16 protein-coding genes are annotated in these 18,272 nt (G+C 67.5%); 6 read left to right on the top strand and 10 right to left on the bottom strand.

Annotated features, from left to right (window positions below):
* Positions 1-31: 31 nt before the first annotated feature.
* Together BST28156_RS04335 and BST28156_RS04330 are read right to left on the bottom strand one after the other, a co-directional pair.
* Positions 32-1,060: an ABC transporter substrate-binding protein gene (locus BST28156_RS04335; RefSeq protein ID WP_174901597.1), complete on the bottom strand. Its 1,029-nt coding sequence runs from the start codon at positions 1,058-1,060 to the stop codon at positions 32-34.
* A gap of 129 nt (positions 1,061-1,189) precedes the next feature.
* Positions 1,190-2,119, bottom strand: a complete 930-nt coding sequence (locus tag BST28156_RS04330; protein WP_174901596.1) for an aldose 1-epimerase — start codon at positions 2,117-2,119, stop codon at positions 1,190-1,192.
* A 327-nt stretch (positions 2,120-2,446) separates the two neighbouring features.
* On the opposite strand from BST28156_RS04330, the gene BST28156_RS04325 reads away from it, so the two are divergent.
* Both BST28156_RS04325 and BST28156_RS04320 read left to right on the top strand, forming a co-directional pair.
* Positions 2,447-3,487 (top strand): LacI family DNA-binding transcriptional regulator, encoded by a 1,041-nt coding sequence (locus BST28156_RS04325; RefSeq protein ID WP_060245721.1) that lies wholly within the window; start codon positions 2,447-2,449, stop codon positions 3,485-3,487.
* A 401-nt stretch (positions 3,488-3,888) separates the two neighbouring features.
* Positions 3,889-6,207: a PA14 domain-containing protein gene (locus BST28156_RS04320; protein WP_174901595.1), complete on the top strand. Its 2,319-nt coding sequence runs from the start codon at positions 3,889-3,891 to the stop codon at positions 6,205-6,207.
* Positions 6,208-6,252: 45 nt separating this feature from the next.
* Here BST28156_RS04320 and BST28156_RS04315 read toward each other — a convergent pair whose 3' ends face one another.
* The 4 genes from BST28156_RS04315 to BST28156_RS04300 form a co-directional block, all read right to left on the bottom strand.
* Complete coding sequence (locus BST28156_RS04315; RefSeq protein WP_174901594.1) at positions 6,253-7,020, bottom strand: ABC transporter ATP-binding protein; 768 nt, start codon at positions 7,018-7,020, stop codon at positions 6,253-6,255.
* A gap of 31 nt (positions 7,021-7,051) precedes the next feature.
* Positions 7,052-7,765 carry an ABC transporter permease gene (locus BST28156_RS04310; protein WP_060245718.1) on the bottom strand — a complete coding sequence of 238 codons (714 nt, stop codon included), beginning with the start codon at positions 7,763-7,765 and terminating at the stop codon, positions 7,052-7,054.
* The gene (locus BST28156_RS04305; protein ID WP_059480776.1) at positions 7,762-8,451 is read right to left on the bottom strand and encodes an ABC transporter permease; all 690 of its coding nucleotides are present in this window, start codon (positions 8,449-8,451) and stop codon (positions 7,762-7,764) included. Before BST28156_RS04305 ends, BST28156_RS04310 begins: the two co-directional genes overlap by 4 nt.
* Positions 8,452-8,516: 65 nt before the next feature.
* Entirely contained in the window at positions 8,517-9,290 is a 774-nt protein-coding gene (locus tag BST28156_RS04300; RefSeq protein WP_060245717.1) for an ABC transporter substrate-binding protein, read from the bottom strand.
* A gap of 506 nt (positions 9,291-9,796) precedes the next feature.
* Between BST28156_RS04300 and hutC the strand changes: the two genes are divergently transcribed.
* Positions 9,797-10,492, top strand: a complete 696-nt coding sequence (gene hutC, locus BST28156_RS04295; RefSeq protein ID WP_174901593.1) for a histidine utilization transcriptional repressor HutC — start codon at positions 9,797-9,799, stop codon at positions 10,490-10,492.
* A gap of 19 nt (positions 10,493-10,511) precedes the next feature.
* Here hutC and BST28156_RS04290 read toward each other — a convergent pair whose 3' ends face one another.
* Complete coding sequence (locus tag BST28156_RS04290) at positions 10,512-11,750, bottom strand: glycosyltransferase (RefSeq protein ID WP_174901592.1); 1,239 nt, start codon at positions 11,748-11,750, stop codon at positions 10,512-10,514.
* A gap of 103 nt (positions 11,751-11,853) precedes the next feature.
* Between BST28156_RS04290 and BST28156_RS04285 the strand changes: the two genes are divergently transcribed.
* Positions 11,854-12,504, top strand: a complete 651-nt coding sequence (locus BST28156_RS04285) for a TetR/AcrR family transcriptional regulator (protein ID WP_174901591.1) — start codon at positions 11,854-11,856, stop codon at positions 12,502-12,504.
* Positions 12,505-12,668: 164 nt separating this feature from the next.
* On the top strand, positions 12,669-13,019 hold the full coding sequence (locus BST28156_RS04280) for a hypothetical protein (RefSeq protein WP_060245905.1): 351 nt from the start codon (positions 12,669-12,671) through the stop codon (positions 13,017-13,019).
* Between the two features lie 28 nt (positions 13,020-13,047).
* Here BST28156_RS04280 and BST28156_RS04275 read toward each other — a convergent pair whose 3' ends face one another.
* From BST28156_RS04275 to BST28156_RS04265, 3 genes are all read right to left on the bottom strand, one after another.
* Entirely contained in the window at positions 13,048-13,914 is an 867-nt protein-coding gene (locus BST28156_RS04275) for an alpha/beta fold hydrolase (protein ID WP_174901590.1), read from the bottom strand.
* A 192-nt stretch (positions 13,915-14,106) separates the two neighbouring features.
* A complete protein-coding gene (locus BST28156_RS04270) occupies positions 14,107-14,352 on the bottom strand; it encodes a DUF3717 domain-containing protein (RefSeq protein WP_009688424.1) in 246 nt (81 codons plus the stop codon).
* Positions 14,353-14,623: 271 nt separating this feature from the next.
* Positions 14,624-16,171, bottom strand: a complete 1,548-nt coding sequence (locus BST28156_RS04265) for an amino acid permease (protein WP_060245712.1) — start codon at positions 16,169-16,171, stop codon at positions 14,624-14,626.
* A 545-nt stretch (positions 16,172-16,716) separates the two neighbouring features.
* Between BST28156_RS04265 and BST28156_RS04260 the strand changes: the two genes are divergently transcribed.
* On the top strand, positions 16,717-18,249 hold the full coding sequence (locus tag BST28156_RS04260; RefSeq protein WP_174901589.1) for a sensor domain-containing diguanylate cyclase: 1,533 nt from the start codon (positions 16,717-16,719) through the stop codon (positions 18,247-18,249).
* Positions 18,250-18,272: the final 23 nt, after the last annotated feature.

Genomic DNA, 18,272 nt, shown 5'->3' with positions numbered 1-18,272 from the left:
CGGTCGGGTTCAGCGCTGCAGCGCCGGGCGATCAGTAGACGAGATTCGCTTCGAGCGAATGCTTCGCATTCGACTTGTCGTACAGCGCGTCTTCCATGATCTGCTTCTGCGGAACCGGCTTGCCGGCGAACCACGCCTCGAGCGACTTGAACGCGAGCGGGCCGAAGCGCGGATTCGTCTCGACGCTCGCCGCGGCCGTGCCGTTCGCGATCGCGGTGACGAAGTCCTTGGTGCCGTCGATCGATACGACGGTCACGCCGCGCTGCTTGCCGGCCTGCCGCAGCGCGGTCATCGCGCCGAGCCCCATCGTGTCCGCCTGCGCATAAACGGCGTTCACGTCCGGATGCGCGAGCAGCACCTGCTCCATCACCTTTTGCGCTTCGGTCGCCGACCAGTTGGCCGTCTGCGACGCGACGATCTTCATGTTCGGATATTTCTTCAGGCCGTCGGCGAAGCCGTCGGTGCGCTGGCTCTCGACCGTGTTGCCGTAGCCGCCCTGGATCTCGGCGATCGTCGCGTGGCCGCCGGTGGCGTCGGCGAGCGCCTGCGCGGCGCGCTGGCCTTGCCGGAAGAAGTCGGAACCGAGGAAGGTGATGAAATCCTGGCACGGCGTGCCGGCCGTCTGCCGGTCGATCGTCACGACCGGGATGCCCTTCGCGCGCGCCTGCGCGAGCGCGGGCTGCAGCCCGGTCGAATCGTTCGGCGCGACGATCAGCGCCTGCGCGCCCTGGTTGATCATGCTTTCGATATCGGCCACCTGCTTCGCCTGGTTCGCGTTCGCATTCGTATACAGCAGCCGCTTGACGCCGGCCGCCTTCGCCGCCGCGCGCACCGACGCCGTCTCGGTCGCGCGGAACGGGTTCTGCTCGTTCTCCGATTGCGAGAAACCGACCACCAGATCGGACAGCTTCACGCTGCCCGGCTTCGGATTCGTGCAGGTCTGCGCGGAACTGGACCCGATCTTCTGCGCATTGTCCTGCGCCTGCGCGAGCGCGACGCACCCGAACGTCACACCCATCGTCACCACGATACGTTGCAGCTGTCCACGGCTCGGCATCATCGTCTCCAGTCGTTGTGATCGGCCCGCGCACCGCGCCGCACGGTCGGCAGCGGCTTCGCGAACTAATATTATTACTCGATATTATCGCCCGCCCGACTCAGGATAATCCCGTAGCGCGGGGCCGCCCCGTCAGATCGGGCCGGGCATCCAGCGCAGCGTCGCTTCGAGCATCTCGCCCGGCGCCAGCACGCAGCCGCCGACGGGCGCCTGCGGGTCGCGCGCGTTGAAGCAATCGGTCGTGTTCGTCACGGGCTCCACGCACAGCGCATGGGCGTCGGCCGGCGCGAACACGACGAGCTGGTCGAACGGCCGCTCGGCCGTCAGCACGATCTGCCGCCCGCGATCCGGCCAGATCACCGCGGCTTCGCGCGTCCAGCCGACGAAATTATTGTCGAGATCGAACGCGTCGACCTGCAGTCCGTCGCGTAGCGCGTCGACGACCGGATGACGACCGACGCGAGTCGGCAGCACGTGCTCGTCGGTGTGCCACATCGCCTCCACCTGCGCCCTCACGACGGTGTGCGGCGTCCTGACGTAGTACGGGTGATGCCCCATGCCGAACGGCATCGGCGTCGTACCGAGGTTGCGCGCGAACAGCGTGATCGACAGGATGCCGCCGTCGAGCCGGATCGACTGGCGCGCCTCGTAGCGAAACGGCCAGTCGCCCGGCCGTCCGGGATCGGGGCGATGTTCGAAGCGCAGCTCGAGCGACGCGTCGTCGCGCCGCGCGACCCGCCAGGGCCGGCGCCAGCCGTGGCCGTGCAGCGCGTGCGCAAACGCATCGTGCGAACCGGACAAGTCGATCGTGCGGCCATCGAAGACGAAGCGCCCGTCGCGAATGCGGTTGCAGTAGGGGAACAGCGGAAAGCTTGCCATGCCGAGCGGATCGCGACCCGCCAGCGCCGCGCCGCTGGCGGGCCGGAACCAGTGCCGCAGGCCGTCGCGCCCGACTTCGTAGTAGGCGGCGAGCGAGCCGCCGACCTGCGGCGCGACACGCACGCGGGTCGTGTCGCTGGCCAGTTCGATCAGCTCGGCGTGGCGAGGATTGTCCATCGGCATCGATCATCCCGGGACGAGACTGACGACCGTGCGACCCGCACGTCGCCCGACGATCCGCGGCCGGCCTTCTTCCTCGGTCGGGCCCGCGAACATGTGCGGGCAAGCATGGCATGCGGCCGCGCCCGCAGTCAATAATATTTGTTGATATTATTAGTTTAGCGTCGGCGGCCGCGTCAGGCAGGAGTAATACTTTATTGCCGGCCCGGTTGGCCGATGCTACTGTCGGGTCAGATCCAGCCCATCCGCTGTTCGTTACCGTTTTTGCTCATCCTGCCGAGGCCGGACCGCGCTCCTACCGTGAAACGCTCTACTCAACGTCGCCCCACGATGACCGACATCGCCAAGCTTGCCGGCGTGTCGCAATCCACCGTTTCCCTCGTGCTGAACAACGCGGCGGGCACCAAGTTTTCGGACGCCACGCGCGAGAAGGTGCTGAAGATCGCGCACGAGCTCGGCTACCGCTTCCTGCCGCGCGAGGTGACGATGACGCGCAACGGCGAGCGCGACCTGATCGTCTATCTCGCCGACGAGATCTCGACGAGCCCGCACCCGGTCGTCAACATCGACGGCGCGCGCGACGCGGCCTATGCGAACGGCAAGATCCTCGCGGTGTACTCGACGCATGGCAACGTCGATATCGAGCGCCAGGTGCTCGACGCGGTGCTCGCGATGCCGAACCTGTTCGGCGTCGTCTATGCGACCGTCTATACGCGCAAGGTCGCGCTGCCGCCCGAGCTGCTGCGCGTGCCGGCCGTGCTGCTCAACTGCTATACGCCGGACAGCGGCCTGTCGTCGATCGTGCCGGCCGAAGTCGCGGGCGGCCACGCGGCGACCGAATACCTGCTGCGCGCCGGCCACCGGCGAATCGGCTACATCAACGGCGAGCCGTGGCAGGACGCCGCGAAAGACCGGCTGAAGGGCTATCGCACCGCGCTCGCGACGGCCGACATCCCGTTCGCGCCCGAACTCGTGCGCGACGGCGACTGGAGCTCCGGCGTCGGCTTCGAGCAGACGCTGTCGCTGCTGCGCGAGCCGCACCCGCCCACCGCGATCTTCTGCGCGAACGACCTGATGGCGCTCGGCGCGATCGAGGCCGTCAAGCATCTCGGGCTGCGCGTGCCCGACGACATCTCCGTGCTCGGCTACGACGACCAGGAAATCGCGCGGCACACGCATCCGCCGCTGTCGACCATCGTGCTGCCGAACTACGAACTGGGCCGCTGGGCGGTCGAGACCCTGCTGCAGGAAGAGCAGAGTCGTGCGGTCGGCATGCCCGTGCGGCGCCGCGCGATCAAGCTCGACGGGCCGCTCGTCGAGCGCGGGTCGGTTCGCACCGTCGAAACGGCCGCGCAGTCGGCCAGCGCCTGAGCGAACGCCGGCGATTGCCCGGCTTCTCTTTTCCCCGAACCGCTCGCCAGGCTCGCACCGCCGGCTGCCGTCCGGCTTCCGGCATGCCTCCCGTCGATATGAATCCCCCCATGGCCGACGCAGGCTTCAGGGTAAACACCATCGCTAAATTATTAGTAATATTTTCGAGGCATTTCTATACTTGCCACGGCACCGGGCAGCAAGCGGTGCCGTGACACAGCACCACGCGACGGCGGGCGGTACCGGGCGCGCGCGTAGCCCGCACCACGCCGACTTCCCCGCCTTGCCCGCGCGCCCCCGCCCGGGCGCCGTGCCGTTGCGCGACGCATCCTGGCCGTAAACCGCTTCATCCGCATCGAGTCACCAGTCGTCCGCTTCTCCTCATTCATACGGAGTCCAGAATGACTATCACGTCTCGTCTCAAGCCCGCCGCGCTCGCGGTCGTCGTGCTGCTCGCGTCCTGCGGCGGCGACGACTCGTCCGCGCCGTCGGCGTCGCTGCTGGCCGCGCGCGCGTCGGTCGACGCGTCGTCGAGCGCCAGCGCCGCCAACACGGCGGCGGCAGCAGCCGATGTCGCCAATGCGATGCACGGCGGCGACCCGACGCATTTCCCGAATCAGCCGATCACGCTCGGCCTGCCGGGGCCGACGCCCGCGCTGCGCGTGTCGGCGCCTGCCGTCGCGCCGTTCGTGCCGGCCGCGCCGCCCGCCGCCCTCGATACGCAGACACTCACGCTCGCCGACTTCGACACCTACGGGCCGGCGTGGACGAGCAGCGGCGCCAACACGATCCAGATCGCCGGCACGAGCCAGGACGGCGCGAAACTCGTCACCAACGCGCAGCACGCGGCCTACGGCCACGCGTCGTACGAGGCGGACGTCACGATCGGCGCGCCCGCACCGGGCGCCGGCACCGCGAACGCGGGCTTCATCGTGCACGTGACCGATCCGACGGTCGGCACCGACGCGCTGACCGGCTACTACATCGGCCTCGACGCGGTGCGGCACGTGGTGCAGGTGGGCCGCGAGCAGAACAACTGGACCGACTTCATCGATTACCCGGCGCCCACGGTCGTCGCGGGCAGCACGCATCACCTGAAGGTCGTCACGCGCAACAACGCGATCGACGTCTATCTCGACGGCACGCAGGTGATCAGCATCAACGACGCGACCAGCGGCCTGACCACCGCGCTGCGCGCCGGCGCATTCGGCCTGCGCCGCTTCGGCGCAAGCGTCGCGTTCGGCAACGTGACCGTGAGCCGCTACCCGGATGTCGCACCGGCGACCTACGATTTCTCGCGCGTGGTCGGCGCCGTGTACAACCCGTGGAACGCGGTCAACGCGATCGACTTCTGGGAAAACTATGATCCGGCAACGGTCGACCGCGAGCTCGACTACGCGCAGACCTACGGCATGAACACGATCACCGTGTATCTGCATTACCTGAACTGGGTCAATGATCGCGTCGCGTTCCTCGCGAAGTTCGACAGCCTGCTCGATATCGCCGCACGCCACGGCCTGAAGGTCGCACCGATCTTCTACGACGACTGCTGGCATACCGATCCGGCCTGGGGGCCGCAGGCCGCCCCGATCTTCGGCGTGCACAACAGCCGCTGGGTGCAGTCGCCGGGGCTGTCGGTCGAGCAGCAGTACCTGCAGCCGGTCGCGGCCGGTGCGTCGACCACCTACAAGCAGGACCTGCAGCACTACATCGCCGATTTCGTGTCGGCGCACCGCAACGATCCGCGCATTCTCTACTGGGAACCGATGAACGAGCCCGGCTGCAGCGGCAACGGCGCGCTGCAGCCGACGCGCGCGATGATGATGAACGATGCGCGCATCGCGATCCTCGCTGCGGGCGCGACGCAGCCGATCAACTCGCCGAACGTGCAGGAACCGGAAGGCGACTACTTCTCCGACTTCCACGCGTTCCATCCGTACGCGATCAACGCGACCACGCCCGACTACTCGCTGCCGCCGAGCCTGCTCGACAGTCTGAACTCCGAAACGCTGCAGCGCGGCTGGCCGGGCGGCCAGGCCGGCCAGACGATGGCCGGCATCGCGAGCACCTACGGCGGCAAGACCGGCTTTCTCGTCTGGGAGCTGATGATCGGCCGCACGAATACGCGCTTCCACTGGGGGCAGACGGCATCCGCGCCCGCGACCGTCGAGCCGGCCACGCCGTTCCAGGGCACGCTCTACCCGGACGGCCATCCGTGGAGCACGGCCGAGGTGCAGGCACTCGCGAGCGCGTTCGGTTCGCGGCTGCGCGTGCTGAATGCGACGTACTACAACGACACGACGTTCACGACGCCGGTGTTCTCGTCGATCACGCCGCTGGTCGACTTCGACCTGAACACGGAGCGCGGCACCGATTCGCCCGACGCGTCGAAAGGGATCAATGCGACGAACTATGCGATCCGCTGGACCGGCGCGCTGGAGATTCCGAAGGCGGACAACTACACGTTCAGCGTGACGAGCGACAACGTCGCACGCGTGTGGATCGACGGACAGAAGGTGATCGACAAGGCGCAGCCGGGGCTTGCGACCGTGAAGGGCCGCATTCGCTTGTCCGAGCGCAGGAACGTGCCGATTCGCGTCGAATACGTGCACGGCAGCGGCGCGGCCAGCATGCACCTGCAGTGGTCGAGCCCCGGTGCGAGCCGCACGAACCTCGTGCGCATCGCCGAGCGGCCGCTGACCGACGCGCTCGCGCAATAGGCGTTCGGCCCGCGCACTGCGGATGCGGCGCGCGGGCCCTGCTGCTTACTTCAACCGCCCCGACAGGAACTGCCCGAGCCGTTCGCTCTTCGGGTTGACGAGAATCTCGTTCGGATCGCCCTGTTCCACGATCTTCCCCTGGTGCAGGAAGATCACGTGATTCGACACGTTGCGCGCAAAGCCCATCTCGTGCGTGACGACGACCATCGTGCGCCCTTCCTCGGCCAGCGCCTGCATCACCTTCAGCACTTCGCCGACCAGTTCCGGGTCGAGCGCCGAGGTCGGCTCGTCGAACAGCATCACCTCGGGCTCCATCGCCAGCGCGCGCGCGATCGCGACGCGCTGCTGCTGGCCGCCCGACAGATGCGACGGATACATCGTCTCGACCCGCGACGGCAGCCCGACCTTCTCGAGATACTTGCGCGCACGCTTCACGGCCTCGTCCTTGCCGATTCCGAGCACGGCCATCGGCGCTTCGATCACGTTCTCGAGCACCGTCATGTGCGCCCACAGATTGAAGTGCTGGAACACCATCGACAGCTTGGTGCGCATCCGCTGCAGCTGCTTCTGGTCGGTCACGCGCAGCGAGCCGTTGCGGTCGCGCGTGGTCTGGATCGCTTCGCTGCCGAGCGTGATCTGCCCCGAGCACGGCTGCTCGAGGAAGTTGATGCAGCGCAGGAACGTGCTCTTGCCCGAACCGCTCGAACCGATGATGCTGATCACGTCGCCGGCCTTCGCCTTCATCGTGACGCCCTTCAGGACCTCGTTGTCGCCGAACTTCTTGTGCAGGTCCTCGACGATGAGCTTGTACATGCGTGTGTTTCCTTTCGAATGCGCGAATGCGTTAGTGGCCGCGGGGCGACAGGTAGGCCAGCCAGCGGGCCTCGAGCTTGCGGAACGCCCAGATGAGCGTGAACACGACCGCCGCATAGATCACGGCCGCGATGCCGTACGCCTGGAACGACATGTAGGTCGCGGAGTTCACGTCGCGCGTGACCTTCAGCACGTCGGGCACGGTCGCGGTGAATGCGAGCGTCGTCGCGTGCAGCATCAGGATCACTTCGTTGCTGTAGCTCGGCAGCGAGCGGCGCAGCGCGGACGGCAGGATGATGCGCGTATAGAGCTTGAAGCGCGACATCCCGTAGGCGAGACCGGCCTCGATCTCGCCCGCCGAGGTCGCCTTGATCGCCCCCGCGAAAATCTCCGTCGCGTACGCGGCCTCGTTCAGCACGAACGCGAGCAGCGTGCAGTTCATCGCATTGCGGAAGAACGTGTCGAGCAGGACGTGGTTGTGCACGACCTGCAGGCTGTAGATGCCCGTGTAGCACATCAGCAGCTGCACGTAGAGCGGCGTGCCGCGGAACACGTACGTATAGAGCCATACGGGCCCCGAGATCCAGCGGTTCGACGACGCGCGCGCGATCGCGAGCGGCACCGCGAGCGCGAAGCCGGCGACGATCGACACGACCAGCAGCCACAGCGTGATTGCAAGACCGCTGAAGCGGTAGCCGTCGGTATACAGATAGCTCTGCCAGTACTGGCTGATGATTTCGATCACAGTGCAAGCCTCCGGACGCCGGCCGAATAACGCTTCTCGAGATGGTGCAGCACGAGGTTCGACACCGTCGTGATCGCGAGGTAGATCGCACCCGCCGCAAGCGTGAAGAAGAAGAAATCGAGCGTGCTCTTGCCCGCATCCTGCGACGCCTTCACGACGTCGGCCAGGCCGATGATCGACACCAGCGCGGTCGCCTTCACGAGCACCTGCCAGTTGTTGCCGATGCCCGGCAGCGCAAAGCGCATCATCTGCGGGAACAGGATGCGGTGAAACACGCGCCAGCCGCTCATCCCGTAGGCGAAGCCCGCTTCGAGCTGGCCGCGCGGCACCGCGAGAAACGCACCGCGGAAGGTCTCGGTGAAGTACGCGCCGTAGATGAAGCCGAGCGTCACGACACCGGCCACGAACGGGTCGATGTCGATCTGGTCCCAGCCGAGCAGGTCGGTCGCGTTGTTCAGCAGGATCTGGATCCCGTAGAACAGCAGCAGCATCAGCACGAGGTCGGGCACCGCGCGGATCAGCGTCGTGTAGAACGTGCCGAGCGACTTGAGCACGCGGTTCGTCGACAGCTTCGCGGCCGCGCCGGCGAGGCCCAGTATCAGCGATGCGGCGAGCGACAGCACCGCGAGCTTCACGGTTTCGACCGTGCCGGCCCACAGCAGCGGGCCAAATCCTTGGAAAATCATGTCAGCGTATCCATCCAGAGAGGCGGGCGGCGCACGCGGCCCGGGCCGCGCGCGCCGCAAAAACGTCAACCGCCGTACACGTCGAACGCGAAGTACTTCTTCTCGAGCTTCTTGTACGTGCCGTCCTTCAGCATGCCGGCGATCGCCGCGTCGATCTTCGCCTTCAGGTCGGCGTCGTCCTTGCGCAGGCCGATGCCCGCGCCGTTGCCGAGCGTCTTCGGATCGTCGATGTCGCCGCCCGCGAACTGGAAGCCCGCGCCGCGCGGCGTCTTCAGGAAGCCGAGGTCGGCCTGCACCGCGTCCTGCAGCGCGGCGTCGAGACGGCCGGACATCAGGTCCTGGTACACGCCGTCCTGGTTCTGGTACGGCACGACCTGCACGCCCTTCGGCGCCCAGTAGGTCTTGGCGTAGGTTTCCTGGATCGTGCCCTGCTCGACGCCGACCGTCTTGCCCTTCAGCGATTCGGCCGTCGGCTGCAGCGTCGAGCCCTTCTTCGCGACGAGGCGCGTCGGCGTGTTGAACAGCTTGTCGGAGAACGCGATCTGCTCGGCGCGCGCGGGCGTCATCGACATCGACGACAGCACGCCGTCGAACTTCTTCGCCTTCAGCGCGGGAATCATTCCGTCGAAGTCGTTCTCGATCCACACGCACTTCGCGTTCAGGCGGCGGCAGATTTCGTTGCCGAGATCGACGTCGAAGCCGACGACCTTGCCGCTCGCGTCCTTCGATTCGAACGGCGGATAACTGGCGTCGACGCCGAAGCGGATCGTCGACCAATCCTTCGCGTGGGCGCCGACGGCGATGCAGGCAAGGGCAACACTGAGCACGAGTTTCTTCATGGCATTCCTGTAAGTGGCCGAGCACGTCAGGGGCACGGCCCCTGCCCAACCTGCGCGCCATCGTCCGGACACCCAAGTTGTACATACAACTTTGCCGTTTACTGGCCTGCACCCGCAATCCGTGTTTATCTCTATTCGGCGCGCACCCCTACCTTTCTGAAAAATTCTCTTTTATTTCAATTAGCTGAGAATGACTTGCAGCGGCATGACGTATTTCGTCGGACGAATGGTTCAGTCGGCATATCGCGCGCATCTGTCTAGACATCAGTCTCGGGAACGGCGTCGCTCCGAAGGCGTCCGGACCGCGTCACGAAACCGCCGGGACCGACGGACGGCCGCGAAATGCGATTGCGATCGCCGAAGCGGCCGGCGAGCTTGTCTATACTTGACGTCGCCGCGCACCGGCCGCCGGCGGCAAACGACGATACGAAACGGCAGCGATAACCGTGCGGTACGCGCGGCCCGGCGCGCGGCGCCCGGTCCGCCGTCTCTCGAACAGCGATGCAATGACCACACCGATCTATCAGGAAATCAAGGATTTCATCCTCGCGCGCATTCATGCCGGCGAGTGGGCGGAAGGCGACCAGGTGCCGTCGGAAAACGAACTCGCGCGCGAATTCAACGTCGCGCGCATGACCGTCAACCGCGCGCTGCGCGAACTGACGGCCGAGCAGGTGCTCACGCGCACGCGCGGCTCGGGCACCTACGTCGCGTCGCCGAAATACGAGTCGACGCTGGTGGCGATCCGCAGCATCTCGGATGAAGTCGCCGCGCGCGGCCACGGCTATCGCGCACAGGTGCTCGAAGTCGGCGCGGCAATCGTCGACGCGAAACTGGCCGACGAGCTGCAGCTCGATACCGGCAGCCCGATCTTCCATTCGCGCGTGCTGCACTTCGAGAACGACACGCCTGTGCAGCTCGAGGAACGCTGGGTCAATCCGGCCTGCGCGCCCGAATATGCGCTGCAGGATTTCACGGCGACGACGCCGAACCAGTACCTGACGCGCGTCGCGCCGCTGCAGCGCGTCGAATACCGGATCGAGGCCGCGATGCCCGATACGGAGACGCGCCGCCTGCTGACGATGGACGAGCGCGAGCCGTGCCTGATGCTGCATCGGCGCACGTGGTCGCAGGGCATGGTCGCGTCGGTGGCGAACCTGTGGCACCCGGGCAGCCGGTACCGCTTCACCGGGCACTTCTGACGCACGCACCGGCCCGGCGTCAGCGCACGCCGGCTCGCGTCCATCGTTCGATCGCGGCGACCGCGCGCGTCGCGCCGTCTTCCCGCGCGATGCGCGCGCCGAGTTCCATTGCACGCGCCCGCGTGTCGTTCCGTTCGGCAAACGCGATCGCGCGAGCGAGCGCGGCGGCCTGCACCGGCCGGCCCGCAACCCGATCCGCGACGCCGAGCCGCTGCAAGCGGTCCGCCCAGAAGAACTGATCGCCCGCGAACGGTACGACGACCGACGGAATGCCCGCACGCGCGGCCGAATGCGCGGTGCCCGAACCGCCGTGATGAATCGCGAGCGACGTGCGCGGCAGCAGCCAGTCGTGCGGCGTGTCGCCGATCACGCAGACCTGCGGCGGCAGCAGCGCCGCGTCGATGCCGCTCCAGCCCGGATAGAACAGCGCACGCCGACCGTCGAGCGCCGTCGCCAGCGCGTCGGCGATCGCGGCGCGGTCGAACCCGGCCATGCTGCCGAAGCCGACATACACGGGCGGCTCGCCCGCGCCGAGAAACGCCGCGAGTTCGGGCGGCGGCGTCCACTGCGGTGCGGCGATGCGCCACTGGCCGCACGCGAGCGCGTGAGCGGGCCAGTCGCCGACATCGGGCAGCAGCGCAGGCGATACGCCGTACAGCATCGGATGATCGGTCCATACGCGCCGGCGCGGCGGCAACCCGCAGACGCCCGCGCGCGCCGCGTTCGTCGCGCGCCTGAACGCATGCCACAGCAGCGCATTCACGCAACGGTGGCTCGCGCGGTTCAGCCAGCGCGGCAGCTTGCGCGGCGGCAGGAACGGCGACGCAAACGCGGCCGTCGGCGTGATCGGGATCATCCCCGCGCCGATCGCCGGCACGCGTCGATACTCGGCGACCGACAGCCCGACGAACGACACCAGCCCCGACACGACGATCGCATCGCAGCCTGCCGAGGCGTCCGCGACTTCGCGCATCCAGGCCGCCGTATTCGCGTTCGCGATCGCCGCGAGCGCCTTCGACGTGTCGTTGAAACCGCCGCGCCCGCGCACGGCATCCGACAACGCGCCGTGCGGCGCGATTGCGCGGCGGATATCGCCGGACAGCGCGACCGACGGCACGCCGGCTGCTTCGGCCGAGCCGAGCGTCGCGCGGTCGGCCAGCAGCAGGACTTCGTGGCCGGCATCGATCAACGCGCGGCCCAGCGCTGCAAGCGGGCGTGTGTCACCTTCGGTGCCGTAGGTGGCGATGACGAGCTTCATGCGGGACTCCTCGTTCGTCGTTCGCGACGGGAATGCGTGGTTTCCAAAAAAGTGCACGTCGTATACTAATGCAATTCGTACACTTTCTTCCGACATCCACGCCATGCCGAATCCGACCGACGATCCGGGCCGCCGCGCGCGCAAGCGCATCCAGATGCTCGCGCATCTCGCCGACACCGCTGCGCGCCTGTTCGATGCGCACGGCTACGACGCCGTGACGATGGAGCAGATCGCCGCGAAGGCGGACGTCGCGAAGCGCACGCTGTACAACCACTTTGCGACGAAGGAAGCCGTGCTCGCGCACTGGCTCGAACATGAACTCGCACGCGATCTCGCGCACCTGCAACGCGACGTCGCGCGCCGCAAAAGCTTCGCGTCGCGCGTCGGCTGCGTGCTCGATGCCTCGGCGGCATGGTGCGAACAGCATCCGGTCCATCTGCTCGCGTATCTGCGGCATCGCTTCCTGAGCATCGGCGCGGCCGCGCCGGACGGCGACCACGCGCACGGCAGCGACATCGCACTCGTCTGGCAGCAGCTGATCGTCGCGGGCCAGCAGGCCGGCGAACTGAACCGCTCGCTGCCGGCCGAGCAGCTCGCGACGTGGTTCCATCACCTGTATCTTGCGGCCATGCTGCGCTGGCTGACCGTGCCGGGCCTGTCGTTGAAGAAGGAATTCCAGTCGGTGGCGCGGCTGTTCGTCGAAGGTGCGCAGGCGAAAACGCCGGCGCCGCCGCGCGGCGCGTCACGCGCGTAACGGAACGCAACTGTATCGGTCGCGACACACGACCGATGCGAAATGCGCCGTGCCGCAGTATGCTGATGACGTACGGCTGCGCAGCGCGCATCGGGCAATCCCGGATTGCACGTTTTCGCGCCGCCGTCGCGACCGCAATCATGCGTTGCAAGGAGGGATTCGTGATGGCCACCACGCATCAGCATTTCCACCTCGAGCTGCGGCATGCCACCGCGCCAACCTATTTCATCAGCTACCTGTTTCCCGCCTTGCTGTTCGCTTACGAACTGCTGCGCGTCGGCCAGTGGATCCGCGATCACGGGATGCACTTCGCCGGCTTCAAGGAGATGGGTTACGAGTATCTGCTGATGCTGCTGTTCGTCGGGCTGCAGATCGTCGTCGAGGCGGTCTTCCTGCTCGGGGCCGCGATGCGCAAGGATCGCGACTTCGAACACCGCCTGCCGAACGTGATTCTCGGCATCGGCTGCTCGATCGCGCTGCTCGCGATCGATCTCGCGATCCAGTTGTCGTTCTGAGGCGGGCGCCGCCGCGCCGGTTGAACGGCTACGCGCGCGCGTCGCGCAGCAGCGCCGCGACGGCGGCCAGCACGTCGTCGGTGCGCTCGCGATGCGGCAGGTGTCCGCACGCGTCGAGCATCAGGAACGACGACGGTCCCGCGACGCGCGCGGCGATCCGCTTCGGATGCACGTCCGAGCCGTATTCGTCGTGCGCGCCGTGAATCGCGAGCGTCGCGCAGCGCACGCGCGGCAGGTCGTCGTCGAGGCTCCAGTCGCGAAACGGCGCCGACAGCCACGTATCGACCCACGCGTGCAGCACCCACTCGGCCTTGTCGCCGTGATAGCGCGCGAGCCGCTCGAGCTGGCCCGGCGCGTCGAACTGGCGCGCCGCGTCGCGAATGCCGCTCAGCGTGCAGTCCTCGACGAACGCCTGCGCGGCGATCGTCACGAGTGCGCGGCAGCGGTCCGGATAGGCGGCCGCGCATCCCGTCGCCATGCCGCCGCCGACGCTGTGCCCGAGCACGACGAACGCGTCGATGCCGAACCGCTCGAGCAGCGCGCGAAACGCGTGGTCGGCCTCGTCGCGCACGAAGCGCAGGCCGAGTCGCCCGGGATGGCGGTCCGAGCGGCCGAAGCCGAGACGATCGTAGGCGATCACGTCGCGTTGCGTGGCATTCGCGAGCCGTTCGGGGAAGTCGCGCCATAGCTCGACGCAGCCGAGCGAATCGTGAAGGAGCAGGATGGGCGCGGCCGGCTCAGGCGCGGCCGGCTTAGGCGCGGCCGGCTCAGGTGCGGCCGGCTCGAGCCTCGACGGATCCACCGCGCCCCGTCCCGCGCCGCCGCACCAGCGTTTTGCGAACAGACGCCCCTGCGGCGTCTCGATGAAGGTCTCCTCGGTCACGATATCGGTCATGTGTCGGTCGTCTGCGTGAAAGCGGCCGCACGCCGGCGGCCGCATCGAATGCCGACGATGGTGGCCCGGCGATGCGCGCCGCGTCAAGCGCGCCGCTGCTTGCACCCGCGCCCAAAAGCAAAACGGGGAGCCCGCGGGCTCCCCGTTCGCGGCGCAACTCGCGCCGCCGGCCTGCGCCCGCGCGAGCGCGCGCTACACCTCGGTCGCGTACAGCGCGTCGCGTTGCGCGTCGCTCAGCGTATCGAGCGGCACGTCGGGCAGGCGATAGCAGATCATCGTGCCGTACAGCTCGGCGAGGCAATTGCTGCCGGCATCGAGCGCGTAGCCGTCCTCGCCGTCCGGCGCCGGCGGGTACACTTCGCGCCACGCATTGATCGCGGCCTCGATTCGCACGATGGAAACGGGTTCGGTCTTCCGCTCGGCGGGTGATGCGCTCATGGATTCCTCTCGGTTGCGCGCTCCGGCGGGCCTGCCCGGCCCGCGCGGAACGATGAAAACGCCGGAGATCGCCGGCCGCGCGCGCCGCACGCAGCGGATGCCGATCCGCGCCGCGCTGGTCGCGCCGGCCGGGTTGCGGCCCGGCAGGGTCGGGCAATATAACCGGCTTTGACCCCGTACAGACAAAAGCCGACCAAAAAAAACGGGAAGCGCGATGCTTCCCGTCCCGATATCGATGGCGCGCCGTCGTGTCGCGCCTGCCCCGCCCGCTTCAGGCTGCCGTTTCCCGCTCGGTCGCGGGATTCGCCTGCACGCCGCGCTGGCCGCGCCGGTTCTCGGCCACCCACGGCGCGATCTCCATCTCTTCGTAGCGCACGAAGCGGCTCTTGTTCGCGAGCCGGTAGCCGAGCCACACGACCAGGAACAGCGGAATGCCGACGTACGTCGCGACGACGCCCGCCCAGTCGATCCGGTTCGCGAGGAACGCCTGATAGTCCTGCCCGAGCGCGATCACGAGACACAGCACGAACGCGAACAGCGGCCCGAACGGGAACCACTTCGACTGGTACGGCAGCTGGTCGACCGCATAGCCCTGCTTCACGTAGCCCTTGCGGAACCGGTAGTGGCTGACCGCGATGCCGAGCCACGCGATGAAGCCCGTCATCCCCGACGTGTTCAGCAGCCACAGATAGACGGTCTTGTCGCCGTACAGCGACGTGAAGAAGCACAGCGCGCCGACCGCGGTCGTCGCATACAGCGCGTTGCGCGGCACGCCGCCCGGCGACAGCTTCGCGAACAGCTTCGGCGCGCGGCCCTCGGTCGCGAGGTTGTACAGCATCCGTGTCGACGCATACATGCCCGAGTTGCCGGCCGACAGCACCGCGGTCAGGATCACCGCGTTCATCACGCCGGCCGCGAACGCGAGGCCCGCATGACGGAACACCAGCGTAAACGGGCTCACGCCGATGTCGGTCACGTCGGTCTTCAGCAGGTTCGGGTCGGTATACGGAATCAGCACGCCGATCACGAAGATCGCGAGCACGTAGAACAGCAGGATCCGCCAGAACACCTGGCGCACCGCGCGCGGAATCGTCGTGCGCGGGTTTTCCGATTCGCCGGCCGCGACGCCGATCAGCTCGGTGCCCTGGAACGAGAAGCCCGCGATCATCGCGACGCCCATCAGCGCCGGCAGGCCGCCCGCGAACGGCGCGTCGCCGATCGTCAGGTTGCCCCAGCCGTTGCCCGGCGCGCCCTTCAGAATGCCGAAGATCATCAGCAGGCCGACGCCGATGAAGGCGACCACCGTGACGACCTTGATCAGCGCGAACCAGTATTCGGCCTCGCCGAAGCCGCGCACGGTGAGCGCGTTGAGCAGGAACATCACGCCGAGGAACGCCGCGCTCCACCAGATGCCCGGCACGTCCGGAAACCAGTAATGCATCACGAGCTGCGCGGCGACCAGCTCGACCGCGATCGTCACCGCCCAGTTGTACCAGTAGTTCCAGCCGAGCGCGAAGCCGAAGCCTTCGTCGACGTATTTCGCGCCGTAGGTCGCGAACGAACCCGACACCGGCATGAACGCGGCCATTTCGCCGAGGCTCGTCATCAGGAAGTACACCATCAGGCCGATCAGCATGTACGCGACCATCGCGCCGCCGGGGCCGGCCTGCGAGATCGACGCGCCGGACGCGACGAACAGGCCCGTGCCGATCGAGCCGCCGATCGCGATCATCGTCAGGTGGCGCGCCTTCAGCGCGCGATGAAGCTTGGGTGGGTTCGCGGACGAACCGGCTTGGTCGGAATTCGGGAGTGCGGACATAAACGAGACGAACGTTGAGCGGGCCGCTGGCAGCCGGGGCCGGCGCGCATCCGGAACCGGGCGCGCTGCGCCGCCTGCGATGCATTTGATGTGGCCCCGATGCGCGCTGCGCGCCGGGCGCCTGCGGCGAAGCGCGGATTCTACCTGATTCGTCGGAGGGACAGCTCACGCGCCGGCGCGGGCAATCGCGTGCAGGCTTTGCAGAATCAACGGCTTGGACGCGTCCGAATCGGCGAATCGCGCGTCATGTATCAGTCGCCCTGTCGAAAACCGGCAAACACGGGATTAATGGAAATGTCCGTCGGCAAGCATCTTAATATTCAGACAAAATGGCGCGCACCCGGTAATCGATTCAATTCGGATCCGTCCCGTTCATTGCGGCAATCGGTAATAAGGCGTAACCGTATCGCACGGCATTCAGCGGCGCGCATTTTGTCGCGCGTCGTCGAATTGCCGGGTTTTCGCGAGATAATGCGCGGCAATTCGAAATAATCAGCATGCGGAACCGCCGACTGCGCGAATATTCCGCCGCCCGCCTACCGAGGATGAAGTCACACCCATTGCTCGCCGCACTGCGTCGCCATACGGCATCCGTCGTGGCCCGCATCCTGTCGCCCCGCGGCGTGCTCGCGGCGGGCATCGTCCTGCTGCTGTTCAGTTGGGGACTTTCCGCGTCGCTGCTGATCGACGCACGCCGCGACGCGTATGAACACGCGGTCGAAAATGCGCGCAACCTGATGCTGCTGATCGAACGCGATATCGCGCGGAATATCGAGCTCTACGATTTGTCGCTGCAAAACGTCGTCGACGGCATGGCCGATCCCGAACTGATGGCATTGCCGCCGCGCCAGCGTCATCGGCTGCTGTTCGACCGTGCCGCCACCGGCGCCTATCTCGGCTCGATTTTCGTCATGGATCCGCACGGCAATATCGTCGTCGATTCGGGCGCATCGCCCGCGCGACACGGCAATTACGCCGACCGCGACTATTTCACTGCGCATCGCGACCGGCGCGTACAGGGCCTGTATATCAGCCGGCCGTATGCATCGCGGCTGCGCGGCGGTGCGCTGACGATCGCGCTCAGCCGCCGCATCGACCGTCCGGACGGCACCTTCGGCGGCATCGTGGTCGGCACGCTCAGCATCGACTACTTCCGCGCGCTGCTCGACGGCCTCGCGGTCGGCCCGCACGGCACCGCGGCGATCGTCGAGGAAAACGGCACGCTGGTGAGCCGCCTGCCGTACGACGCGCGCGTGGTCGGCCTCGACCTGCACGATTCGCCGCTGTTCATCGAATCGCGCCGCAGCCGCGACGGCGTGCTGACCGGCACCGGCGCAATCGACGGCGTGCGGCGCATCTACGTGTACCGCCAGCTTGCCGGATTGCCGCTGATCGTCGACGTCGCGCCCGCCGAGGTCGACGTCTATGCGTCGTGGCGCCATCGCACGATCTCGATCGTCGTGCTGATGAGCCTGTTTACCGGCTTCATCGCGTGGGGCTCGCTGCTGCTGTCGCGCGAGCTGCAGCGGCGGCAGCGCGCCGAATCGAAGCTGTACCGGCTCGCGCACACCGATGCGCTGACCGGCCTCGACAACCGCGGCACCTTCGACACGGTGCTCGCCAACGAGGCGCGGCGTGCGGCTCGCGGCGGCCGGCCGCTGTCGGTGCTGTTCGTCGACGTCGATCACTTCAAGGCGTTCAACGACTATTACGGCCATCTCGCCGGCGACGACGTGCTGCGCCGGGTCGCGCAATGCGCATCGCGCTGCCTGCGCCGCGACAGCGACCAGATCGCGCGCTACGGCGGCGAGGAATTCGTCGTCACGCTGCCGGACACCGACGCGCGCGGCGCGGCGACCGTCGCCGAAGCAATCCGGCGCGCGATCGCGGCGCTCGACATCGAGCATGCGAAGAGCCCGCACGGACGCGTGACGGCGAGCATCGGCACGGCGACCGCCGACGACGGACGCATCCCGCCCGCGACGCTGCTGCGGCTCGCCGACGACGCGCTGTATCGCGCGAAGTCCGGCGGCCGCAACCGCGTGGCCGACGCCGAGCGGAGCGCGGCCGACGCCTGACGCGGCGTCTCGCCGCCGCATCG

The sequence above is a fragment of the Burkholderia pseudomultivorans genome (assembly GCF_902499075.1).
Lineage (GTDB): Bacteria > Pseudomonadota > Gammaproteobacteria > Burkholderiales > Burkholderiaceae > Burkholderia > Burkholderia pseudomultivorans.
Note: the sequence above shows the minus strand (reverse complement) of the source record. Positions and strands in the feature narration are given on the sequence as shown.